Raw genomic sequence first — 25,862 nt, forward strand, 5'->3', positions numbered from 1 at the left:
TTTATGCTTTCTCTCCCAGTTCTTTTACTGTTTCTTCAATCACTTCACGGTCCAGGAAATGATGACGGACACCATTGATCTCCTGATAATCTTCATGTCCCTTTCCGATAACAGCTACCATATCTCCCGGCTGTGCCTGAAGGATACTGTAGCGGATTGCTTCCCTGCGGTCCGGTATCTCAATAAAGCTGCCGCCTGTTTTTTCAATGCTTCCGCGGATATCAGCAATAATATCTTCCACCTTCTCATACCGGGAATTGTCTGCTGTAATAATGCTCAGATCTGCCAGCTTTCCACCGATCTCGCCCATAGAATAGCGACGGTCTTTGGACCGGTTTCCACCGCATCCAAAAACGCAGACAAGGCGTTTAGGCTTATAATCCCTAAGTGTGGATAACAGGCTTTCCATGCTCACAGCATTATGGGCGTAATCCACAAGAACAGTACATCTCTCACTGGTATAGACGATCTCCATACGGCCATTTACCCGGATATGTTCCAAGGCATGGCTGATCTTTTCTTTATCCAGATTTAAGAAGCTGCACACACTGACAGCTGCCAGTGCATTTACCACATTAAAGAGTCCCGGGATACCCAGTCTTACTTCCATATCATATTTTCCGGAAATGTGGAATTCTGTTCCTACAAAATCCGGCTGTGATACATAGCGTATATCAGAAGCTGAAAAATCTGCCTCTTTTCCTTTTTCGCTGTAAGTATAAAGTTCACAATCTGCTGCCTTTATGATCTGCTCTGCATGTTCATCATCTTTATTTACCAGACCAATGCGACACATATTAAGGAGTCTTGTCTTATAATAAAGATATTCTTCAAAATCCGCATGCTCTCCTGGTCCGATATGGTCTGGAGAAATATTGGTAAAAATACCATAGTCAAAATACAGTCCATCTGTGCGATGCATCTTAATACCCTGGGAAGATACCTCCATCACTGCATATTCACAGCCTGCTTCCACCATCTGTGAAAATGCCTGATGAAGCTCATAAGATTCCGGCGTAGTATTTAAAGTAGGTGTTACCACATCACCGATCATAGTACCTGTAGTTCCGATCATGCCCACTTTCTTTCCTGCAGCCTGTAAAATGGCCCGGATCATATGAGTAGTGGTTGTCTTCCCCTTGGTTCCTGTAACACCGATCATCACCAGTTTTTTAGTAGGATGGCCGAAACGTGCAGCTGAAAGAAGAGCCAGCGCGTGACGGCCTTCTTCTACCATGACCACAGTTATTTTATTTAATTCTTCCCCAGAAAGCCCACTGGCTTTTAACTCTTCTTCCACAGGTCTTTCTGTTACAAGGACTGTTACACCTGCTTTTAATACCTGAGGGATAAAGCTGTGTCCGTCTGCCCGGATTCCTTTCATTGCCACAAATACTTTTCCAGGAGCTGCTTTTCTGGAATCATAGATCACATCTTCTGTTTCCACATCCACATTTCCCTGAAGCAGCGTATATTCAAGTCCTTTTAACCAATCACGAAATATCATGCTTTTAAACCTCTGTTTCTATAATCAATTTTTTAGAACAGGCCAGTGATCTTTCCGTTTACCACATCAATACCTTCAGCAGCCGGTTTCTTCGGAAGTCCTGGCATAGTCATAATAGAACCTGTAAGCACTACTACAAAACCTGCTCCGGCACAGACATAAGCATCTCTTACATTAATGGTAAAACCAGACGGTCTTCCCAGCTTTGTCTGGTCATCAGACAGGGAATACTGAGTCTTAGCCATACATACAGGCAGATCACCAAATCCCATTTCTTCAATGCGTTTTAAGGCCCTGGAAGCTGCAGGTGCATAAGATACACCGTCTGCACCATAGATCTCAGAAGAAATGGTCTTGATTTTTTCTTTTAATGGCATCTCATCTGTATAGATCGGCTTAAAGTTCCCCTTCTTATTTTCCAGGGTATTCAATACCTTTTCAGCTAAAGCGATACCGCCTTCGCCGCCCTTTGCCCAGACTTCAGCCAATGCAAACTCACAGCCTCTTTCTTCACAGAATTTCTTAATGTAAGCATACTCAGCTTCTGTATCTGTTATGAAGGAGTTTAAGGTAACAACCACCGGAACACCGAATTTCTGGATATTTTCAATGTGCTTTTCAAGGTTTACAATGCCTCTCTTTAAAGCATCCAGGTTTTCCTCAGAAAGCTGATCTTTTGGAACGCCTCCATTGTACTTTAACGCTCTTACAGTCGCCACTAATACTACAGCATCTGGATGGATGCCTGCTTTGCGGCACTTAATATCCATAAATTTCTCTGCACCCAGATCAGCGCCAAAACCAGCTTCTGTAACAACAATATCGCAAAGCTTTAAAGCTGTCTTTGTAGCACGTACACTGTTGCAGCCATGTGCAATATTGGCAAATGGTCCACCGTGCACCAAAGCACCTGTGTGTTCTAAGGTCTGGATCATATTTGGCTTTAATGCATCCTTTAACAGGGCTGCCATAGAACCTACTGCATGAAGATCCGCTGCTGTTACAGGCTCTCCTGCAAAATTGTAGGCAACAATAATCTTTCCAAGACGTTCTTTTAAGTCATCCATATCATTTGCAAGGCAGAGGATCGCCATGATCTCAGAGGCAACCGTGATCACAAAATGATCCTCACGTACCATACCGTCAGCCTTTGCCCCAAGTCCAACCACTACATTTCTAAGCACTCTGTCATTCATATCCAGGCAGCGTTTCCAGAGAATCTGTCTTGGATCGATACCCAGCGCATTTCCCTGCTGTATATGGTTATCAAGAAGTGCTGCCAGAAGATTGTTGGCAGATGTGATCGCATGGAAATCACCTGTAAAATGAAGATTCAAATCTTCCATAGGAAGCACCTGTGCATAACCGCCACCTGCTGCACCACCTTTAATACCAAAGCACGGTCCCAATGATGGCTCTCTTAAGGCGATGATGGCATTTTTTCCCATTTTTCCAAGTGCTTCTCCCAAGCCTACGGTAATAGTAGTCTTTCCTTCACCGGCTGGCGTTGGGTTGATCGCTGTCACCAGGACCAGTTTGCCGTCCGGCCGGTCTTTTACTTTTTCCCAGAGATCATCTGTAAGCTTTGCTTTATATTTTCCATAAAGCTCCAGATCATCCTCTCCAATACCATAAGATACTGCCACTTCCTTAATTGGCTGCATTACCGCTTCCTGTGCGATCTCAATATCGGTTTTCATAAGTGCTTCCTCCTTGATGAATAAATGTAAATGTATTATCGTCCCTGTTCAAGCAGCTCTTCAAACTGCTCCAGGCTCATTAACACTTTTCTTGGTTTGGTTCCTTCTTCTTCCCCAACAACGCCTGCTTCTGCCAGCTGATCCATAATACGGGCCGCACGGTTAAATCCGATCTTAAAGACTCTCTGGAGCATACCAATAGAAGCTTTGTCCTTTTCTATGATAAATTTACCAGCCTGGGCAAAATATTCGTCCTGGTCTGCAGCTGAACTGCCGCCGTCAGAAGAAGGTGCAGCCACCCGGTTTATCACATCCTCGCTGTACTGGGCAGTCAGTCCCTGTTCTGTTAAAAACTCCACAACGCGGCCTACCTCTTCGTCTGACACAAAAGCCCCCTGAACACGCTGAGGTTTCGGGAAACCTGCCGGATAAAAGAGCATATCTCCCTTTCCAAGAAGCTTTTCCGCACCGTTCATATCGATAATAGTACGGGAATCAACACCGGAAGAAACAGCAAATGCAATTCGCGACGGAACGTTTGCCTTGATCAGACCGGTAATAACATTCACAGACGGTCTCTGTGTCGCGATCACCAGATGGATACCTGCAGCACGGGCCAGCTGTGCCAGACGGCAGATAGAATCTTCTACTTCACCTGGTGCTACCATCATAAGGTCTGCTAACTCGTCGATGATGATAACGATCTGAGGCAGTTTCTTTGGCTTTTTATCATCTGGTATATCCGCCAGCTTATCTATTTTTTCATTGTAACCCTTTAAGTCTCTTACATTGCAGTCTGCAAACTTCTTATAACGGTCTGTCATTTCTGCAACCGCCCAGTTTAAAGCCCCTGAAGCCTTCTTCGGGTCTGTAACCACCGGGATGAGCAGATGCGGGATACCATTGTATACACTTAATTCTACTACCTTCGGGTCTACCATGATCATCTTGACATCCTTTGGATCAGATTTAAAGATAATACTCATGATCAGGGTGTTGATACATACAGATTTACCGGAACCCGTAGCACCTGCGATCAGAAGATGGGGCATCTTGGCAATATCTGTAACAACTACCTGTCCGCCAATATCCTTACCAACAGCAAAAGCAAGACGGGATTTATGGTTCTTAAAGGAATCAGAATCCAGAAGCTCTCTTAAATATACAATATTATTCTCTTTATTTGGCACCTCAATACCTACTGCTGATTTGCCTGGGATAGGCGCCTCAATACGGATATCCGCTGCTGCAAGACTTAACTTAATATCGTCAGTAAGTCCTACAATCTTGCTTACCTTTACCCCCTGTTCCGGCAATAACTCATACCGGGTAACGGAAGGGCCGCAGCTGATATTTGTAACTGTAACACCTACGCCAAAGTTATGCAGTGTCTGCTGCAACTTAATGGCTGTAGCCTTATATTCATTTTCTGAAAAGGCATTGCTGTTGTGGACTGGCTTCTTCAACAGGTCCGTAGGCGGGAATATGTATTCTTTTTCCACCTCCTGTTTAGAGATCTCCCTGGCAACAGACGCTGCTGACTCGCCTTCTGACTCTGTGATCGCAGTCTTTACATTAGAAGACCGGGATGCCATAAATGGATCTGGCTTTGGCGCAGCAGCTGCCTCTGCATCCCTTGTGCTTTCTAATTTTTTCTTTAACAGATCTGTCTCTGCATCGATCACCTTTCCAGAAGCAGTCACTACCTGTTTTGGCGCTTCTGGAACATAGAGCGCTCCGGAAGCTGACATAAGCGGATCAGGAGCCGTACTGTCATCAAATTTAGGATCCCATGGGGATTCTTCTTCCGTATCATCTTCTTCATCAGCCTTTATATCTGCATATATATCCTGAGTTTTTTTCTCATATTCTTTCATCTGTATTGTATGAGTTTTTTTCTCGCCAAGTTCATCTTCATTTTCAATATCAGAAAGACTGACTGTTTCTTCTGAAAGGTCTTCATCCCATGGCGTATCTTCTACCGGTACTGTATAAAGCTCTTTGGGCACTGGTTCTTCCTGTGGCACAGGCTTTCCTGAAACAGCTGATACCTTCTGTTCCCAGGCAGTCGCCCGTCCTGATGAAAGATCCGGAGCCGGGATTTCCATTTCCTCTAAAGTTCTTCTGTCTTTTGGCACATGGATGGTCTCATACTGGGCTTCCAGTTCATCTGCCAGAGCCTGTGCCTCATCCTTTAGATTATCATAACCAGAAGGCATCTGGATCCGTCCTCTGAACTCATCTGCCGGTGACGGGATCTCCTCTTCTTCCTCATAAACCACTCTGTTTCTGCCGGTGGCCGAAGGCTTATCTTCTATACGCTCATCCGGACCTTCTTCTGGCTCATTATCCATAATGCCTGCATATCCGGTCTCATCTGCAGTGTTTTCTTCTGGCTGGCGTTCCTTTGCTGCAGCAGGTTGTCCGGCAAATGCTTCCTGAAATGCTTCCTCATCATATTCTGCATCTTCCGGAACAGGACGTCTGCCTTCTTCCATGGCAGTAAGTCTGGTAGCATTCAGATTAACACCACGGACTCTCTGTTCTTCCCGTAAAAGTTTCTGTTCTTCAGCTTTCTGTGCATGGATCTCTTTTCTCCGGTCCATATCTTCTCTTGCATACCGGTATGCCCGGTCACTGCCCCGCTTCACCGCAGACACAAAGGATTTCCCTGTAATACATACCATACAGATAATAAGCAGTACTAAAAATACAAGATAGGCGCCGGCTCTTCCTACAAAAAACATAAGTGCTGAAGCTAACGCTCCGCCTATTAATCCACCTCCTGCGCCTCCTGCTGCTCCATCTATATAAAACTGGGTAACAGGACCATCCTGAGGCATTTTTCCAAAAAGCAGCTGAAACAGGCCGCACAGTGTAAGCACTGCGACTATCACTGCTCCTAATTTAACAGCCGCATGGATATTCCCCTGATTTGATAAATAAAAGCAGGTCCCTATAAAAATAAGCAGCGGCAAAAGATAACCTAATATGCCAAACAGTCCTAACTGCATACCCTTTAATATCTCACCTACAATACCGCACAAGCCAAAGTTACTTAAAAATAAAAGGATCGCAACAGCAAAAGAGCAGATAATGATCACTTCTGCTCTCATAAATCCCATATCATCTTCTTCATAAACCGGTTCCTGTACCTTTCTGGAAGAACTGCTCCTCCCTGCAGATACCGTGTTCTGTTTTTTTGCCCTGCTGCTTCCTGCTGTCTCTTTTTTCGTGGTACTTCCCTTTGGTCTTCCAGGTTTTCCCGTTTTACCCTGTTGTTTCTTTACTGAATCAGCCACAGATCATAGCCTCCTATTTTCATACCTCATCCAAAGAACATATGTTCTCCGAAAATATGGACTATTAACAGTATACAAAAAATTCTTAAGAATTGCAACGCTTTTGATCTCTGGTAAAAAACCGGTATGCATTATCAAAGGAAAGTTTGTCTACAATCTTGCGGCTGATCCCATGTTCTACCAGGTATTCCCCATAAGCTGCCCCTCCGTAAGGTGTTCCAATAGACGGATCACAGGTCACACCACCGTCTAAGTCCATACCCCAGGCGATCACATCCTCTCCTCCCAGCTCCAGCATACGGTCAATGAGGCGCAGTAGCTGTTCTTTCTGTCCGGCTCCCAGATCGTCCGGTTCTGAAAGGAACTTAGAATGGACATTAATACCGCAAAGTCCTCCTCTTGCCACGATCTCCTTAAACTGGTCATCCCGCAGATTGCGGCTGTGGCTGCACAAAGCCCTTAAATTAGAATGAGATGCAACAAAAGGCTTTGCAGAGCAATTTAACAGATCCTCAAAACCTGCATCATTTAAATGGGAACAATCCACGATCATCCCTACTTCTTCCATTCGGCGTACTACTGCTTTTCCAAAATCAGTAAGCCCCATTTCAGACTGGGAACCGCTTCCTAACTCATTGATTCCATTCCAGGTCAATGTCATCATCTTAAAATTCAATTTTGCAAAATGATCTACATTTTCCAGTTTTCCCCCAAGTGCAGCCCCACTTTCAATAGAACGGATAAATGCCCATTTTCTTTCATTTAAAATAGTGTCCAGATCAGACATATCTTCTACCAGAGCCGCCTTGTCTGCGATTTTTCCCACAGCCTCTTTCATATATTCATAATATCCGTTGATAAAATCTACTGCTTCCTGGCCTCTTAAATGATCCGGCACCCATACTGCAAGAAACTGCACTGCTTTATCCAGTTTCTCCTGGCCCTTCATAGTAAACTGGGTGATGCTGTTGTCAAAAGTCTCATTATTGTTTTTTAATGCTTCAATGGTATCACAGTGTAGATCAAAAATTTTCATTGTATCCTCCCCTTCGCCTGATTCCTATATGATATATGCTTACAGGCTGATCATTCTCTTTTTATAGTTTACACTGACCTGGCAAAAATTAAAACCCCTGTTTTTCATCAATCATTTCATATAACTTCTTTAGCGCTTCCCTGATGCCTCCAACCTCATCAATAAGTCCCACATCTACTGCTTCCTGGCCCACCAGCACCGTTCCCAGGTCTCTTGCAAGCATTTTTGTATTGTGCATCAGCTCTCTTAACTGGTCATAGGCAATATCTGCATGAGTGGATACAAAATTTAAAATACGGTCCTGTATCATCTCAAAATATTCATAAGTCTGGGCTGTGCCAATGACCATACCGCTCATACGCACCGGGTGTACCATCATGGTGCCTGAGGGAACGATAAAAGAATGATCCGATGCCACTGCCAGGGGTACACCAATAGAATGGCTGCCTCCCAACACCAGTGATACTACCGGAATGCTCATAGATGCGATCATCTCTGCAATAGCAAGACCGGCATCCACATCTCCGCCGGAGGTGTTTAAAAGAACCAGCATCCCTTCTATCTGCGCATCATCTTCGATCTGTGCCAGCATGGGAAGCACATGGTCATATTTGGTGGTTTTGGCATTTCCGGAGGCATTTTCATGGCCTTCTACTTCCCCAATAATAGAAAGCAGGTGGATACGCCGTTTTCCTTCATTTCCTTCCAAAGTCATCTGTCCCCAGTTTTTAAGATGAATGTCTCCTTTCTCTTCAATCTCTTTTTCCCGGATCTTTCGCTCCTGTGACAAAGATCCAGCTTTATCCGCCCATTTTTCTTCTTTTTTATCCTTCTGATTTTTTCCCATAAAAAAGACCATCCTTTCTGTATCTGTATTCCAGTTACATAAGGACAGTCTTTCCTGTTTTTATTTTATTTATTAATCCAGCATACTGCGGATAGCTACCGGTGTACGGTAATTCCAGGTAGAGGTCTTAATACCACTTCTGCGGCTGGCTGCATGTACGATGCGGCCATTTCCAATATAAATAGCTACGTGGTTTACCTTTCCGTTGCTGCCTGCGTAGAAGATCAGGTCTCCAGGCTGCATATTAGCTGAGCTGACTTTCTTACCCATCTGGGCCTGGGAGCCGGAATAATGAGGCAGTGATACGCCGAATTTCTCCATGACTCTCATAGTAAAGCCAGAACAGTCCACACCATTTGTAAGGCTGGTACCGCCCCATACATAGCGGTTTCCTACAAACTGCAGGGCATAATTTACAAGCTGTGAACGACGGGACTGTTTAGAGCCTGAACTGCCGTTCTTAGAGGAATCGGAGCCATTGTCCTTTGCAGGGGTGAACTTGATGGCTTCGTTTAAGGCATAACGGACTTCTACGTTATTGTCACGGGTAGAGATATATGCTTTTTCATCTCCATCCTGACTGCCATCCTCTGCATCTACAGAACCCAGGTCGATCTGTACCCAGCCATCCTGCTGGTCTACTACCGGGTAACGTTCATCTTTGACGATCTGTGTCCAGATCTTGGAATCTGTATTTGGCTCTACACGGACATTTAACACATCTGTTGTGATGATCGCCATCTGTGCGGCATTCTGCATTGCCAGGTCTTTTGCTTCCTGGCCCGTTGCGATCAGTTCCGGATCAGCTGCAATATAGCCGGTTACTGTACCGGATTTGATCTTATACCAGCCATCTACAGTCTCAATAATATCACCGGCTGCCTTACTGGTCAGCTTACCAATTACATTATCATCACCTTTATTTTCCGGTGTACTGCGCACATTCATATAACCGCTCTTTTTAAAGATGACCAGATTATCATACTGATTAATAGCCTGTGCCTTCAGATCCAGTTTACGTCCCTCATTTAAGGCATATTTTACTTCACAATAATCAGCTGAAATATAACCGCCGTTTATCTGGATCCAGCCATCTTCTTCTGAAAGCACCTCATAACGCTCTGCCGGAAGTGCCTGGCCTACGATCTGCGCATCTTTGCTTGCTTCACTCCGGATGTTCAGATTATCATTTTCCGTCATGATAATGGCACGTTTCTTTACAAGCCCCTTTGCCAGTTCTTTTGCCTCATCTCCTGTTACCAGATACTGGCTGCTGATATAGCCTTCAATGCCGCCGGAGGTAATATGACTCCACTCGCCTTCTTCTCCAAGGGCTTCGCAGGCACCGTCTCCGGAGATCTTTCCTATGATATTTCCCTTCATATCCGGAGTTTCACGGATATTTACATAACCGGAAACCTGGACAATACCCAGATTCTGGTACGCATCAACAGCATCCTGTATCTCCTGCTCTTCTTTTGCTTTTTCTTCCTCTTCTCTTGCAGCATTAGAAGCACTGGCTGCTTCCAGTCCGGTTCCCGGCTCGTCAATCACGTTTTCACTGCCGCCACGGGCAACCCGACCTGATACTGCTGACTTTACATTTATCACTGCCAGCACAATGATCCCGATCAGTACCACTGCTGCCAGAGCCATCAGAATATATCTGGGATCCCATTTCTGATTTCGGTTCCTTCTCGCCTTGTTCAAACGAGATATATAGTCCTTATTTTCACTCATTGCTTATTTCTCCTGTCGTTTCTAGATCCAGCTATAGATACGCACCTGACCGTTTCTCTGCAACCACAGCATCCTATGCGCACTTTATGTATGAGTATAACATAAAATCTCTATCAAAAAATGAACAAACTATTAAATATATTAAAAAATATTACAAAAATATTGCCCGGGAAGGCTATATACCATATGTATACATCCCCCTCGGGCAACAAAACATATTTGCATTTTCTATTTTGCCAGCATCATACGGTCATTAGAGAATTCTTCACCGCTTGCTTCGGAGAATTTTGCCAGCAGATCTTCTACTGTCAGTTTCTTTTTCTCCTCGCCTTCCACATCATAAATAACATGGCCACTGTTCATCATGATCAGGCGATTGCCGATCTGAATGGCATCTTTCATGTTATGAGTGACCATTAAGGCGGTCAGATGCTGTTCATTTACCATCTCTTCTGTCAGTTCCAGGACTTTTCTTGCTGTTTTCGGATCAAGGGCTGCTGTATGCTCATCTAACAAAAGCAGCTTTGGGCGCTTCAAAGTAGACATCAGCAGTGTCAGAGCCTGTCTCTGTCCGCCGGAAAGAAGTCCTACTTTAGACGTCAGACGGTCTTCCAGTCCCAGCCCCAGTCTTAAGAGCAGATCTCTGTAAAGCTTTCTTTCATTATTATTGATACCTGGTTTTAAGGTACGAAGATTTCCTCTTCTTAAAGCCAGAGCCAGATTTTCCTCAATTCCCATAGTAGCTGCAGTTCCATTCATAGGATCCTGGAACACACGTCCTAAAAAAGCAGCCCTTTTGTATTCCGGAAGCTTTGTTACATCTTTATCATCAATGATGATCTGTCCTTCATCTACCGGCCATACACCTGCAATGGCATTTAACATAGTGGATTTGCCGGCACCATTACCACCAATGATCGTAACAAAATCTCCCTCTTTCAGCGTAAGGTTTAAATCCCTTAACGCCTGTTTTTCGTTCACTGTGCCTTTATTAAAGGTTTTTGATACATGTTTGATCTGAAGCATCAGGCTTTACCTCCTTTGGAACCCATTGAAAAATAACGTGCCTTCCATGTTGGGATTGCAAGGAAAATAGCTACAACTGCCGCTGACAGCAGCTTTAACAGATCTGTATCAATTCCCAGCCAGATGACTACCTGAAGTACCAGATAATAAATAATAGAGCCAAAGGCAACGCTTAAAAGACGCAGGCCAAAGTTGCGGAAGATCTTTCCGAAGATTGCTTCCCCAATGATAACAGCAGCCAGACCGATAACGATAGCACCACGGCCCATATTAATATCAGCAAAGCCCTGATACTGGGAAAGAAGCGCTCCTGAAAGAGCCACCAGACCATTAGAGATCATCAGACCCAGAACACGGTTAAAGTCAGTGTTAATACCCTGAGCTCTCGCCATCTTGTCATTGCAGCCAGTTGCGCGGATGGAACAGCCAAGCTCAGTGCCAAAGAACCAGTAAAGGATAATGATCAGCACAATGATGATCAGTGATACTAAAAGAATAGTATTTTTAAAGAGAGGCACATTGCGGATAAAACGTAAAGATACAAGCAGGTCATACTTATCTACGTTGATCGCCTGATTTGCCTTTCCCATTATTTTCAAGTTAATAGAATATAATCCCAACTGTGTAAGGATACCGGAAAGGATAGCCGGAATCCCCATAAAGGTATGTAAAAGTCCGGTAACGCAGCCTGCTGCCATACCTGCCAAAAGTGCTGCCACCATGGACACCCATACATTCTGTCCCTTTAACATCATCATAATGCAGACTGCACCGCCGGTACACAAAGAACCGTCTACGGTCAGATCCGCAAAATCCAGTATACGAAATGTGATATAAACACCAATGGCCATGATGCCCCAGACCAGACCCTGTGCCACTGCTCCAGGAAGCGCATTTAATAAACTCATTATATTCATTGTTTTCCCCTTTTTACAGCAGAGGACTCCCTCAACCATTCTGTACTAGTACATCGTTTTCGAAATAACTGTACCAGAAAGACTCCGGGAGAACATTTACAGCGGGAAAGCCATATCCACCTTCCCGCTGTGTCTGCCACGAAATTTTTTACATTAAATTTTTCTCTGGAAACCTATTATTCTTCGATGGCTACATAGTCATCCGGAACTTTGATCTCCAGTGCATCGCAGATGGTCTTGTTATACTTCTTTGTAAACTGAGGTGCATATTCTACTGGCATCTCAGAAATATTAGCTTCACCAGTAAGGACTTTAACTGCCATCTTTCCAGTTGCAACACCCAGATCATAATAGCTGATAGAAAGAGTTGCAACACCGCAGCCGGAGCAGATTCCCTCTTCTCCTGCAATGACAGGAACCTTTGCAGGCTGGCAGATATTGTTGATGATCTCAGTATTTGCTGCTGCTGTATTATCAGTTGGGATGTAGATCACATCGCTGTTGGTTGCTGCATTAGTAGTAATGGTTGCAAGGTCGTTGGAATCAGAGAATGCATAGTATTCGCAGGTATATCCCATTTCTTCCAGAGCTGCCTTTACAGTATCTACCTGATACTGGGAGTTAGCTTCTGCGGAGCAATATAACAGGCCAACATTCTTTGCATCCGGGAACAGTTCATGAAGCATAGCTGCCTGCTCATCTAACGGAGCCAGGTCAGAAGTACCGGAAATATTTCCGCCTACCAGACCGTCAAATCCGTCAATGCCAAGGGCTACACCATACTCAGTAACAGCAGTTCCTAATACAGGGATCTCATTGGTTCCTGCCTGTGCTGCCTGCAGAGCAGGAGTTGCGTTTGCAAGGATCAGGTCTACCTTATTGGAAACAAAGCTGTTGATAATAGTAGAGCAGGTATTGGAATCACCCTGTGCATTCTGCTCATCAAAGGTGACTGCATCACCCAGTGCATCTGTTAATGCATCCTTAAATCCCTGGGTAGCTGCATCCAACGCTACATGCTGTACCAGCTGGCAGATACCTACTTTATAAGTTTTTCCATCAGTAGAAGCTGCTGCTTCACTCTTTGCTTCTTCAGAAGAAGCTGCCTCTGTTTCTGCTTTGGAAGCTGCTGTTGTAGTAGCTGTGCTGCCAGAACCGCCACATCCGGTCATAGATGCTGCACATGCTGCTGCTAATAAAAGTGACACGATTTTTGTAGATTTTTTCATAATACCGTCCTCTTTTCGATAAAAACTCATTCGTTTTATACGAACTAAGGGTATGATACTACAAAAAAATCTGCACGTCAATTTTATTACTTTAAATTTTTGTGATTTTAAAGCAATAAAGTGTTTTTCGTCATTTTTACCAATAATTTTTCCAGTTTTTTACATTTTAAAGATCTTTCCAGTTTAAAGGAATAGTAACTACAAATTCTGTACCCTCTTCCAGCTGTGAAGTAACACGGATAGTTCCATGATAAAAATTTACAATATGCTTTACAATGGAAAGTCCCAGACCGGTACCGCCCTGTTTCCGGCTCCGGCCCTTATCCACGCGGTAGAACCGCTCAAAAATGCGATCCAGGCTTTCCTGAGGGATGCCAACACCATTATCCCGTACACGGGCAACCATATTTCCGTCTTTTTCCCGGATATTTACCCATACCTGACCACCTGGCCGGTTGTATTTTACTGCATTGCTCACCAGATTGGAGAGCAGCTCTTTCACCTGCTGCGGATTAGCCTTGATGCTAAGAGGCTGGCAGTCACAGTGCATAAATACCTGTCCGGCTGCTGCAGCAGGTTTTAAACTGTCTATGATTTCTTCAAGGAGCACACTGACTCTCACATCTGATACCACCACTTCTGCATCTTTTGCCTCCAGTCTGGAGATCATCAGAATATCGTTAATAAGACCGGCCATATTAATGGCCTCCTTCTTGATCCTTTTGATAAAGTCCATTTTCATATTCTCATCCTGAATCATGCCATTTTCTATTAATTCCGCATATCCCTGGATCGATGTGATAGGAGTCTTTAATTCATGGGAAGCGTTGCTGAAAAATTCCTGACGGATCCTTTTTTCCTTGTCGATCCGGGTCAGATATGCTTTTACATTTTTTGACATTTCCATGGTGGTTTCTGCGATCACATTTAACTCCGGATACTGGCACTTTTCAAAATGCAGTTCTGTATAATCCCCTTTGTAATCCCCCTTTACCTTTGACATTTCCGCTGCAATATTGCTTAAAGGCTGTGTAACGGAATCCACAAAACGTCTGGAAACTACCAATGCGCAGACAAGAGCTGCCAGAAAACTGAAAAGAGCCGCCGGCAGAAGCATAGTCAGATATTCACTGGCCCCGGAATAAGGCACAGAAACACGGATGATCATATCTGCCCGGTTGGATCTATAGGCCACATATAAAAGATTTCTCTTTGAGGTATGGGAATAACGTCTGGCAGAGCCGCTGCCATTTTCCAGTGCCTGGACCACTTCTTTCCGGCTTAAATGATTGTCAAGTTCCAATGGATCTGCATCTGAGTCAGATACAACCGTTCCATCTGTACGGATCAGCGTTATACGGCTGGTATTTCCGGCTGTAAAAGTTTCCATGCGGCGCACCTGTTCTAACAGATCCCCGTCATAGTCCAATGTGCGGTCAATCATTTCCATAGTATATAGCATGTCTTTTCTTGTTGTATCCAGTATCGTATTCCTGCTGGCAATATAAAAGATGACGCTGTTAATACACAGCGCCGCCAAAAGTACAAAAATGAATTTCTCCAGAATTGCCTTTCTCATAGGTCATCCCTCCTGATGTACCAGTCTGTAGCCTACGCCTCTGACTGTCTTAATACAGTAACTTCCCTTTTTTCCCAGTTTCTGGCGTAACGTACGGATATGCATATCCAGCGTTCTGGTCTCTCCGTCATATTCATAACCCCATACCTGATTTAAAAGTTCATCTCTTGTGACCACACGGGACTGGTTTTCCATGAGATAGACTAAAAGTTCAAATTCTTTTAAGGTCAGCTCACATAAATGGCCTTCACTGGTCACCTCCCTGGTCTTTTTGTTGATTTCAATATCTTCAAACTTAAGGATATCCTTCTTCTCTTCTCTTTTTGCGCGGCGCAGCAGGCTGCGTATCCTTGCAGAAAGCTCCAGGACACCAAAGGGCTTTACCATATAATCATCGGCACCACAGTCCAGACCTACTACCTTATCTAGCTCCTTCTCTTTGGCAGTTAAAAGCATAATGGGAAGCTCCTGCAGACCATCTGTCTGGCGTATCTGGCGGATTGCTGTAACACCATCCATCCCCGGAAGCATCCAGTCAAAAATAGCCAGAGATGGTGCTTCTTCTTTGATGCGCGCCAGACCTTCTTCTGCTGTTTCAAAGCCTTCTGCCTCATAGCCAAAGCCTTCCAGCGCTATTTTTAAAAGATTACGTATGTTTTCATCATCTTCAATGATATAAATCTTATCCATGGTGATCCTCGTCCTTCCCTTTTTAACCGCAAAGCCGCAAAATGCGGTTATGCACTTACCATCAGCATACCACAGCTGTGTAAAAACAAAAACAGCCAAATGTAAAATTTATGTAAAACTTTACACTTGGCTTTTATTGCAGTAATTTCGCCTTCTGCCCTGACAGGTAGATATGACTGTTACTCACTTCTTAATGCATCGATCGGATTTAAGTTTGCCGCCCTTCTCGCAGGCATATATCCAAAAAACAGGCCAATAGCTACAGACACTCCAAAGGAGATAAGCACTGCCGCCAGTGTGGGAGTGGCAGAGATCCCGATCATGGTTCCTACCACTTTTGTGGCAGCGCAGCCTATAAGGATGCCTGCTACACCGCCTAAGGAACTGGTCACAGCTGCTTCAATAACAAATTGCTGTAAAATGGTTCCCTTGTCCGCTCCCAGTGACTTTCTGATACCAATCTCCCTTGTCCGCTCTGTTACAGATACCAGCATGATATTCATAACACCTACACCTGCAACTAAAAGGGATATTCCTGCAATACCACCCAGCATGCCGCTCATCATGGCAATCTGCTCGTTTAAGGAGTCTAACATCTCACTCATGGCTGTCACTCTGTAAAGATCACTGTCTTTAAAGGTTTCATACAGAAAATTCTGGATCAGTGTTTTAGCTGTATCCGCGTTATCCGTATCTGATACCGTTAATGTATAACTGCTTATATTAGCACTTCCTGCAAGACTGGTAGCTACGCTGTAAGGAATCCATACAAAATCATCTGTTCCGCCGTCTTCCATGTTTTCCTCATCCTGTGTCTCCACTATACCAACTATCTTAAAAGCATAACCATTTATTTTTAATGTCTCACTAACGGCCTTTTGTGCACTTCCAAACAGTTCCTGGGCCACATAAGAACCGATCACGCATACCTTCTGGCGGGAAGCAATATCTGAGTAGGCGATATTTCTTCCAAGCTGAAGATCATAATCCTTCATATCCAGGTACTGCTCGCTTCTGCCTGCCACACTGGTAGAACTCATGGAGTCATCTCCCTTTTTTACAGTAGCTGACAAAGATACATTAGGACTGATACCGTCAAAAAGATCCCCGTGTTCATCGTAAAATGCATACATCTGGTCCACATCTACTGTACGGGATGTAAGATTGGTCATATTTACATTGATCTGGTTTACGCCCATGCTGGCAAAGCTTTCCACTACGCTTCCCATATAGCCATTGACCAGACTTACCAGGATGATGACCGCTGCCACACCAATTATGATCCCTAACATAGTCAGGAAAGAGCGCATCTTATTGCCCCATATGCTTTTTATAGCCAGTTTAAAGGATTGCAGCATAATCTTTTACATCTCCGTCAAATATTTTGTGTCCATCTGCAATGCGTACCACCCGTTTGGCCTCCATGGCAATGGAATTATCATGGGTGATCATCACAATGGTATTTCCCTCTTTGTTTAACTGTTTCAAAAAATTCAAAACCTCACGGCTGGTTTTTGAATCCAGGGCACCTGTAGGCTCATCTGCCAGGATCAGGGACGGATCCCCGGCCAATGCCCTGGCTATAGAAACACGCTGCTGCTGACCGCCGGATAACTGGTTTGGCATATTTTTCCACTTTTCTGCCAGACCTACCTTTTCCAAAGAAGCCATAGCACGCTGCTTTCGCTCCTCACTTCCCACTCCTGCATAAAGAAGAGGAAGCTCCACATTTTCCAGCAAATTTAACTTCGGAAGAAGATTGTACTGCTGGAAAATAAAACCGATCATCTTATTTCTGATCCTTGCAAGCTGTTTATCTTCCATTTTGCTTACATCTTCTCCGCCTAGATAGTATTCTCCTTTGGTAGGAACATCCAATGCCCCAATGATATTCATCAATGTGGATTTTCCGCTTCCGGATTTTCCTACAATGGCAACAAATTCCCCTTTATCAATGGCTACACTTACATCATCATTGGCGCGGACCTCTTCACCCCCAAGATGGTAGATCTTGAAAATGTGGCGGAGATCAATGAGATGTTTGCCCGGTTGATCCAGATCTGCATCATTTGTATCATTATCTTTATTTTGAGTTTTTATCTCATGAGTATTTTTCTCATCTGCATCATTTTTCCTGTTTTTATCATCCTGCTGACCCTTACGTAAACGGAACATAAAAACTCCTTTCACTATTGCCGCATTTTTCACACTGCCCTGCTCTATTGTGGATAACTCTATCTTGGACCACCGCCGCCATTACCTCCACGGTTTCCACCGCCATTACCGCCGCCACTTGGCGGGCCGCCCATTCCACCGCCGGGACCGCCCATTCCCGGACCGCCCATAAAGAAGCTGCTGGAATCTGTACTGGATTTTGCCACATAGACTGTATCGCCTTCAGAAAGTCCGCTCTTGATCTCCACATAAGAATCATTAGTAAGGCCTGTTTCAACTTCTACTGCCTTAAAGCCTGCCGGAACCGGACCACTCTGCTCTTTTACAGAATCATCTTTAATATAGACCTGGTTGCCTCTCATCAGGGCATCTACCGGGATCGTAAGAACATCATTTGCCTCTTCTAATGTGATCACACCATCTACATTCATACCGGGAAGCAGATCTCCTGCCTCATCCATGGTCACAGTGACCGGATAGGTGCTGACACCATTAGAATAGGTACTTTCCAGACTTACATTTGTAACAGTTCCTGAGAAGGTCTGGCCTTCAAAGGCATCTGCAGTTACTGTTACCTTCTGCCCCACCTTTACACTCTGGATATCCAGCTCATCAATGGGCATTTTAAATGTCAGGGAAGAAAGGTCATAGATGGTTGCCAGTGTAGTTGTAGAACTGGTATTTTTTGTAATGTTATCCCCTACTTTAAAGTTCTTTGTGATCACCTGGCCGGAGATAGGGGCTGTAATGGTGTAATTATCATAGTTATCCTGGGTGCTTTCCAGCTTGCTCTGGGCAGACTCAACACTTTCCTGGGCCTTATCTAAAGCATCCTTATAATTTCGCATCAGTTTTTCTGCTGTCCGGGAAGTCATTCGGAAAATAGGAGTTCCCTTTGTTACATAATCCCCTTCATGGACCAGAAGTTCCTCTACTTCTACATTTACAGCCAGGTCTGCATTCATAGTGGTATCTGTAGAAGCTTTAAAAGTTCCCTCTTCGCTTCCCACAAACTCACCAATCTGGGCAGAGGCTGCAGTTGTCGTTGTAAGTCCGCCGGGATTATTTACAGTAATGGTCACATATTTTACCAGACGACCACCGGAAAGAGTTTCTTCCCTGTTTGCAACTGCCTTGACCGTACCTTCGATCTGCTCTCCTGAATCCACTAAAGTTAGGACTGCTGTACTCCCCACCGGGATCAGTTCTGTTTCACCGCTTAAAAATGGAATGCGGATCTCCATGAGATCATCACTGTAAATATCAGCCAGTTTTGTATTTCCACTGACTTTATCTCCCACACTGACATACAGTTCCTTGATATATCCAGTATCTGTGGCCTTGTAGGTGTTTCCGCTGTAATCAGATACTGCCTGGTTATAGTCATCTAATGCATCCTCATAGGAAGTCTGGGACCGGGTGACAGAGTTTTGGGCACTGTTTAAGTCAGTATCCATACTGGAACGATCGATCTCATAAAGAACCTGGTCTTTTTCAACCTGGTCACCTTCTTCAAAATTGGCAGATATTACCTCACCTTCTACCATGGAAGTAATACTGTATGTATCCTTTGCTTCCAGGGTACCTGAAGAAGACAGCTGGGAGCTGATGCTTCTTTTTTCTACAGTTGCTGTATTTTCTGCTGTTGCAGCTGCCGCTGCTGCTTTCGCTTTATGGCTCTTCCATATAAAGACTGTTCCTGCCACAATGGCGGTCACAAGAAGTATAACCACCACTTTAATCAGCTTTTTCTTCTTTTTCATAATATCCCCCTTAGTATTCAAGAGCATCAACTGCTGTATAGGAGCTGCCATTGCGGTTGCATACCAGAACAACATCATCTCCTACCTCCAGATCCCCATAAATAGAGAACATATACTGAAGTTCAGAAGAATCCAGGCTGATCGTCAGATAGCCGTCAGAATCTTCATCCTCACTACTGTCGAAGCTATCATCGGAATTAGCCTTGTCTACCTCAATACGAACAGATGTAGGTGTCATAACATCGGTGGATTTATAATAAATATTTTTGATCTCGCCTTTTAAAAGGATATAAGAATTATTGCCGGAATCATCATCTTTGTCCCAGCCCATAGTTGTATAAGCCCAGATAGTCTTTGATTTTACGTTGTAATATAAAACTGCAAATCCAGCCTGCTGCTGGGCAGATCTTACAGCTGATAATGTACTTGCCACGCCATTTAAAAATACATTTGCATCCTCTGTGTCAAAAGGTACAGACTGGGAAACACTGAAGTTTTTATGTACCAGGATCGGGCCTTTCCGCGCATCATCCAGAATGGTGATAGGATTGATCTCTCCATCAGAATTTAACTCACAATCTAAGATCTTACCGTAGATTTCATTACTGTCCTTTTTATTTGCCTTTAACAGGTTATAAAAAATATTCATACAGTCAGTCTGGTTCACTTCATCGGCAGCCTGACGGCTTACATCTTCGTTTAATTCCAGATAGTTAAACTTGGATATGCGGGAAGAAACCAGATCTCCTGTAAAATCCTCATCTGTATAGCCTAACATAGTGAGAATGGCCTTTACTGCGTCTTTATAAAGGACCGGATCCTCCGGCTTGAATTTTCCACCTAAATATCCATTCATCCAGCCTTCTCTTGCTGCAATGCGGATATACACTGCATTTGGATCCGTTGCCGGTACATCTGCATAAACAGAAACATTGGAGGTTGGCAGATTTTCCCGGTAACTGGAGGCCTTTACCAGCATTTTTGCAAAGTCAGCCCTGGTAACACTTTCCCTGAAACTGGTTATCTCCATAATGCCGGTCAGCTTTACAACCTGCTGGCGCAGATTAAAATTGGCAGTGGAAATATTATCTGCCCATGCAGTCATACTTAATATGGGGGAAATCGCCGCCGCAGCCGCCAGAGATCCGCACAGGAAACGTGTGTGGTTTTTTCGTACTTTCATAATGGAAAACTCCTCTCAAACACTTTAACAACTTTTTCATCCAACTCAGCATAGGGTGGACCCACCAAGCCTCTTGTTTTCATGAATATGGAAACAAGACGATGTAATGGCTGAACTGTAACTATTTGTTCATGTTCTGTTCATTGTTTGAAAGTTTATCATTGGTTTGTGACCAAAATGTGTTCTGGTTGTGTTTTTTTCTGAAAGCAGGCGGCTTCCTCGTTAATGACCCAAGAAAAACAAATGCCACCTACGGTGGCGCTTGTTTCTTTATTTTAGACTCACGAACCCCGCGCTGGCGCGCTCCACTGCCTGCTGACACAGGCGGTTCGCTCGTTAATGACCCAAGAAAAATAAATGCCACCTACGGTGGCGCTTGTTTCTTTATTTTAGACTCACGAACCCCGCGCTGGCGCGCTTTACTGCCTGCTGACGCAGGCGGTTCATTCGTTAATGACCCAAGAAAAACAAATGCCACCTACGGTGGCGCTTGTTTTTCTTTTGGGTCATTACATTAGGGGTGCGATTAATCTTAGGAACCTTCCGGCCTTAATTCCAAACCAGTTATACTGGGCGCAGTCTTTTAATGTAACTGGAATGCATTTTTCCAGCGTTTTCTCAAAATCCTTCTCCACATCTGCAACTGTGCTGTTTCTGTATAAATAGGTTCCACACTCAAAATGCAGATACAGGCTTCTGAAATCCAGGTTGATGCTTCCCACAGTTGCTTTTTCATCATCGCTGACAAAGATCTTGGCATGGGTAAAGCCAGGCTCGTATTCGTAGATCTTCACTCCGGAAGCGATCAGTTCTGGATAATAGGTTCTTGCTAACAGATACGCATACTTTTTGTCCGGAATATGGGGCATGATGATCTTCACATCGATCCCGCGCTTTGCCGCATAGGCCATGGCGTTTTTCATCTCGTCATCCAGAATCAGATATGGTGTGATAATGTGCACATAGGACTTTGCCTGATTTAATATATCCAGATAGACCTGTTCCCCTACCTGTTCTTCATCTAAAGGGCTGTCTGCATATGGCATGACAAATCCATTTCCTGCATATCCCTCCGGCAGTTTATAATCTGCCGGTACCAGATACTGCTCATAATTTTCTTCATTCTTGCTTTTTGGGCTTGCTGCATCCCACATCTGCAAAAACATCATGGTAAAGCTTTTTACCGCATCTCCCTTGACCATGATCGCTGTATCTTTCCAGTGTCCAAAACGTTCTTTCCGGTTAATATACTCATCTGCCAGGTTCACGCCTCCTGTAAAGGCTGTATGTCCATCGATCACTGTAACCTTTCTGTGATCCCTGTAATTCTGATGGGTGGAAAGCACCGGTTTGATCGGTGAAAACATCTGACACCGGATGCCCATTTTTTCCAGTTTCTGGGGATAATGATAAGGAAGGAGCATAAGGCAGCACATACCGTCATACATAACGCGCACTTCCACTCCCTCTGCTGCCTTCTGCTTTAAGACCTCCAGGATACTGTCCCACATATACCCCCGGTCAATGATAAAATATTCCATAAAGATAAAATGCTTTGCTGCTTTTAGTTCTTCCATCAGCTGCTCAAACATATCTTCTCCCAGGGGGAAGAATTTCGCTGCCGAATTTTCATACACAGGGAAACCAGCAATGTGATTCATATAATCTACCAGACGGCTTCCACGTACACTGGCAGCCCGCAGCCTTTTCTGCACCTGGGGATCCTGAACAAGATAAGGCTTTGTCTTTTCAACGGATTGGTTTACCCGCCTTGCCAGCGCCCTGGTCTGGAACTGGACCTGTACAAACACATATAAGACAATGCCGAAAATAGGTATCAGCAGTACCGGTATGATCCATGCCATTTTAAAGCTGGAATCCATAGGCTTATTTAAAATAGCGATCACAACAGATGCGCTGACAAGCACATAACCAGCATATACAAAATGAATATAATTTCCCAGCCAGTGGAAAATACTGAAGAAAAAAGCGATCTGCAGCAGCAGACCCACTATCACAAAAGTGGTCCTTCCAAAAATGATCCTGAAAAGGCTTCTTGGCCTTGGCTGTGATTTCATGTATATCGCTCCTTATTTCTCTCTCAACATCTAACAACTTCTTCTATCATAACTTATTTAATCAATAATTATCCCACTTTTTTCCAGAAAATGCAATGTATATTGAAGATCATTGTCAAACGAAAAAAATCCGGAGCCACATTCCGGCTCCGGACCTTTGTCACGTTCTTTTGTATTTTCCTTAATTATCCAGTTTCTGTACTTCCATATCTTTTGGAAGGATCAGGTTCATGATAATTGCCACTACGAATACCACTGCTACTACGTTTGCAGAGAATACAGACTGAACAACTGGTGAGAATCCAGCCCAGATACCACTTTCACTGGTAGTAGTAAAACCAATACCAATAGATAATGCCATTGCAACGATGGTGATATTTCTCTGGGAGAATCCGCAATTTGCGATCATCTGCATGCCAGATGTTAAAATAGTACCAAACATCATGATAGTACATCCGCCCAGTACAGACTGAGGAAGGGATGCAAAGAAGTTACCAATTGGCGGGAACAGACCTGCCAGGATCATTGCTGCTGCACCTGTCATAATAGTAAAGCGATTTACAACCTTAGTCATTGCTACCAAACCTACGTTCTGTGAGAATGAGGTAACTGGCGGGCAACCAAACAAACCTGAAATAAAGGAACCATATCCATCACATGCTAAAGAACCGGAAATCTCTTCTCCTGTGATATCACGTCCTAAACCGCCTGCTACCAGTGCAGAAGTATCACCAATGGTCTCAGCTGCAGATACCATAAAGATGATACATGCAGACATGATAGCTCCTGCATGGAATTCCGGTTTAATAGGCAGCAGATGCGGCAATGCAATGATGCCGCCGGACATGATCATACTTAAATCTACCTTTCCCATAAAGATCGCAACAACATAGCCGACGATCAGACCTGCTAATACAGAAAGCTGTTTTAAATATCCCTTAGCAAACATGTTCCAAAGCAGACAGGTTGCTAATGTAATCAGACCTAACAGCAGGTTTGACATAGAACCAAAATCTGTTGCATAACCGCCGCCAAAGGATCTGGCACCTACTGTAAACAGTGAGAAACCAATAGCAGTTACTACAGATGCTGCCACGATAGGGCTTATGATCTTTCTCCAGTATTTTGCAAAAAGTCCTAAGGTTCCTTCAAAAAGACCACCTATAAGTACGGCTCCTATTACTGCCGGATACCCGTAATTAGCTGAGATCGTACTAAGTACAGTTACGAAAGTAAAACTGACACCCATTACAACCGGAAGTCTTGATCCGATCTTCCATAAAGGATACAACTGGATCATAGTTGCTATACCTGCTGCGAACATTGCATTCTGAAGAAGCATGCCAAGCTCTGCACCAGTTACTGGTACCTTTGCAGCACCTGCGATCATGGTGATAGGTGCCAGGTTGGATACGAACATTGCCAAAATGTGCTGAAGACCAAATGGAATCGCTTTTCCAATGGGCACCCGTCCGTCTAGTTTGTAAATATTGCTGATGCTGCAGTTTACATTCTCTTTCATAGTTTTTGCTGCCTCCAATCTTTTGCGATGTACTCTCATTCTAAAAGTACACCAAATTCGTAACCCCGCGCTTTCGCGCACATTTGCCTGTTCTTACAGGCGATTTCAGGTTTCATTACTGTCTTTCCCCAAAAAACAGAATGGATTTTTATTCTTTGTGGGCTTTTACTCTTCTGTCTGCTTTTACAAGCGGTTGTTTATGAATGGCTTACCTTGTAAACCTCCTCCACAATACGCTCCATGGCATTTAAGATATTCTCATATCCTGTGCAGCGGCACAGATGCCCGGAGATCAGTTTCTTCAGCTCCTCCCTGTTATATTTTTTTCCTGTTCCTACAATCTCTACCGCACTCATGATCAGACCCGGAGTACAAAATCCGCACTGTACAGCGGCTTCCTCAATGAATGCTTTCTGGATTGGGGACAATTCCCCGTTTGGCCCCTTTAATCCTTCTACAGTCATCACGCTCTTGCCGTCTGCCCACATAGTGAGATATATACAGCTGTCAATGGCCTCTCCATTAACCAGCACAGTACAGGCACCACACTCTCCTACTTCACATCCTTTTTTTACGGATGTAAGTCCTAAACGATTACGCAGTGTATCCAGAAGAGATTCCCTCTCATCCACTGCAAGTTCTGTTTCCTTTCCATTTACTGTCATATGAATGATCTTAAGCATTCTCTTCACCTCCCGCTCTTCTTATAGCCTCTGCCAGTCCTCGTTTTGCCAGTTCCTCGATCAACTGAAGGCGGAACTCTTTAGAAGCTCTCCAGGAAGATCTTGGATTTACTTCTGTCAGTGCCAGCCTGGCAAACTCTGCTGCTGCCTCTTTGTCAGAAACAGTCTTTCCTTTTAAATACGTTTCTGCTGCATGACATCTTAAAGGTGTAGGTCCGGCAACCCCATATCCCAGTCTTACATCTTCAATCATCTTTTTATCAGCAGATAATTTTACACGTACTGCACAGCCTAAGGTTGCGATCTCCATGGCTTTACGCTTTCCGTATTTAATATACTGTCCATACCAGCCTTCATAATCCTCTTTTTTGATGATAAAGCCTGTGCAGACCTCACATCTGTCTCTTACTGTACGTCCTGGTCCTGTATAAAACTCATGGATCGGCACTTCTCTGTGTCCTTCCGGTCCTTCTAACTGGATCAGTGCATTTAATGTCCACATACTTGCTGCAGAGTCAGCAGATGTAGCACCATTACAGATATTTCCGCCAATAGTACCTGTATTACGGATCTGCGGTCCTCCTACCATATCCACTGCTTCTCCTAACATGGGAACCAGCTTCTGGATAGTCGGGTCATTGGTAATATGTGAAAATGCGGTTGCAGCCCCGATCCACAGATCTCCGTTTTCTAGGATTTTTACACCTTTTAATTCTTTGATATTATGGATGGATACCAGTGCTCTTCCTGCATCCTTTCCCTCTCTTACACGGATGAGTACGTCAGTACCGCCGCTGATGACTTCTGCCTCAGGCTCCCGTACCAGTGCTTCTACTGCATCCTTTACATCTTTTGCTTCATAAAATGATTTAATATCAAACATAC

19 protein-coding genes are annotated in these 25,862 nt (G+C 44.1%); all 19 read right to left on the minus strand.

The genetic code is table 11. From position 1 onward, the window contains the following. Position 1: 1 nt before the first annotated feature. Positions 2-1,507, minus strand: a complete 1,506-nt coding sequence (locus OGM16_16815; GenBank protein UYJ46424.1) for a UDP-N-acetylmuramoyl-L-alanyl-D-glutamate--2,6-diaminopimelate ligase — start codon at positions 1,505-1,507, stop codon at positions 2-4. A 32-nt stretch (positions 1,508-1,539) separates the two neighbouring features. Beyond that, on the minus strand, positions 1,540-3,207 hold the full coding sequence (locus OGM16_16820) for a formate--tetrahydrofolate ligase (protein ID UYJ46425.1): 1,668 nt from the start codon (positions 3,205-3,207) through the stop codon (positions 1,540-1,542). A 35-nt stretch (positions 3,208-3,242) separates the two neighbouring features. Further along, complete coding sequence (locus OGM16_16825) at positions 3,243-6,509, minus strand: DNA translocase FtsK 4TM domain-containing protein (GenBank protein ID UYJ46426.1); 3,267 nt, start codon at positions 6,507-6,509, stop codon at positions 3,243-3,245. 85 nt (positions 6,510-6,594) lie between these two features. Continuing rightward, positions 6,595-7,545 carry a membrane dipeptidase gene (locus OGM16_16830; GenBank protein ID UYJ46427.1) on the minus strand — a complete coding sequence of 317 codons (951 nt, stop codon included), beginning with the start codon at positions 7,543-7,545 and terminating at the stop codon, positions 6,595-6,597. Between the two features lie 88 nt (positions 7,546-7,633). Then, the gene (locus OGM16_16835; GenBank protein UYJ46428.1) at positions 7,634-8,392 is read right to left on the minus strand and encodes an ATP-dependent Clp protease proteolytic subunit; all 759 of its coding nucleotides are present in this window, start codon (positions 8,390-8,392) and stop codon (positions 7,634-7,636) included. A 72-nt stretch (positions 8,393-8,464) separates the two neighbouring features. After that, positions 8,465-10,132: an SH3 domain-containing protein gene (locus OGM16_16840; GenBank protein UYJ46429.1), complete on the minus strand. Its 1,668-nt coding sequence runs from the start codon at positions 10,130-10,132 to the stop codon at positions 8,465-8,467. Between the two features lie 228 nt (positions 10,133-10,360). Continuing rightward, positions 10,361-11,158 carry an ATP-binding cassette domain-containing protein gene (locus tag OGM16_16845; GenBank protein ID UYJ46430.1) on the minus strand — a complete coding sequence of 266 codons (798 nt, stop codon included), beginning with the start codon at positions 11,156-11,158 and terminating at the stop codon, positions 10,361-10,363. Further along, positions 11,158-12,075, minus strand: a complete 918-nt coding sequence (locus OGM16_16850) for an ABC transporter permease (GenBank protein UYJ46431.1) — start codon at positions 12,073-12,075, stop codon at positions 11,158-11,160. The genes OGM16_16845 and OGM16_16850 overlap by 1 nt, the downstream gene beginning before the upstream one ends. A 176-nt stretch (positions 12,076-12,251) precedes the next feature. Next, positions 12,252-13,304 carry an ABC transporter substrate-binding protein gene (locus tag OGM16_16855; GenBank protein ID UYJ46432.1) on the minus strand — a complete coding sequence of 351 codons (1,053 nt, stop codon included), beginning with the start codon at positions 13,302-13,304 and terminating at the stop codon, positions 12,252-12,254. A 166-nt stretch (positions 13,305-13,470) separates the two neighbouring features. Continuing rightward, positions 13,471-14,883, minus strand: coding sequence for an ATP-binding protein (locus OGM16_16860; GenBank protein UYJ46433.1), 1,413 nt, complete (start codon positions 14,881-14,883; stop codon positions 13,471-13,473). A 3-nt stretch (positions 14,884-14,886) separates the two neighbouring features. Continuing rightward, complete coding sequence (locus OGM16_16865) at positions 14,887-15,573, minus strand: response regulator transcription factor (GenBank protein UYJ46434.1); 687 nt, start codon at positions 15,571-15,573, stop codon at positions 14,887-14,889. Between the two features lie 179 nt (positions 15,574-15,752). Then, positions 15,753-16,931, minus strand: a complete 1,179-nt coding sequence (locus OGM16_16870; protein ID UYJ46435.1) for an ABC transporter permease — start codon at positions 16,929-16,931, stop codon at positions 15,753-15,755. Continuing rightward, positions 16,915-17,631 (minus strand): ABC transporter ATP-binding protein, encoded by a 717-nt coding sequence (locus OGM16_16875; protein UYJ48498.1) that lies wholly within the window; start codon positions 17,629-17,631, stop codon positions 16,915-16,917. The genes OGM16_16870 and OGM16_16875 overlap by 17 nt, the downstream gene beginning before the upstream one ends. A 176-nt stretch (positions 17,632-17,807) precedes the next feature. Next, complete coding sequence (locus OGM16_16880) at positions 17,808-19,511, minus strand: efflux RND transporter periplasmic adaptor subunit (protein ID UYJ46436.1); 1,704 nt, start codon at positions 19,509-19,511, stop codon at positions 17,808-17,810. Between the two features lie 10 nt (positions 19,512-19,521). Further along, the gene (locus tag OGM16_16885) at positions 19,522-20,694 is read right to left on the minus strand and encodes an S-layer homology domain-containing protein (protein ID UYJ46437.1); all 1,173 of its coding nucleotides are present in this window, start codon (positions 20,692-20,694) and stop codon (positions 19,522-19,524) included. A gap of 509 nt (positions 20,695-21,203) precedes the next feature. After that, on the minus strand, positions 21,204-22,772 hold the full coding sequence (gene cls, locus OGM16_16890; protein UYJ46438.1) for a cardiolipin synthase: 1,569 nt from the start codon (positions 22,770-22,772) through the stop codon (positions 21,204-21,206). 181 nt (positions 22,773-22,953) lie between these two features. Next, a complete protein-coding gene (locus OGM16_16895) occupies positions 22,954-24,294 on the minus strand; it encodes a purine permease (protein ID UYJ46439.1) in 1,341 nt (446 codons plus the stop codon). 197 nt (positions 24,295-24,491) lie between these two features. Continuing rightward, the gene (locus tag OGM16_16900; GenBank protein UYJ46440.1) at positions 24,492-24,977 is read right to left on the minus strand and encodes a (2Fe-2S)-binding protein; all 486 of its coding nucleotides are present in this window, start codon (positions 24,975-24,977) and stop codon (positions 24,492-24,494) included. Then, on the minus strand, positions 24,970-25,860 hold the full coding sequence (xdhB, locus tag OGM16_16905) for a xanthine dehydrogenase FAD-binding subunit XdhB (GenBank protein UYJ46441.1): 891 nt from the start codon (positions 25,858-25,860) through the stop codon (positions 24,970-24,972). Before xdhB ends, OGM16_16900 begins: the two co-directional genes overlap by 8 nt. Positions 25,861-25,862: the final 2 nt, after the last annotated feature.

Source organism: Lachnospiraceae bacterium, from assembly GCA_025758065.1.
GTDB lineage: Bacteria > Bacillota > Clostridia > Lachnospirales > Lachnospiraceae > Enterocloster.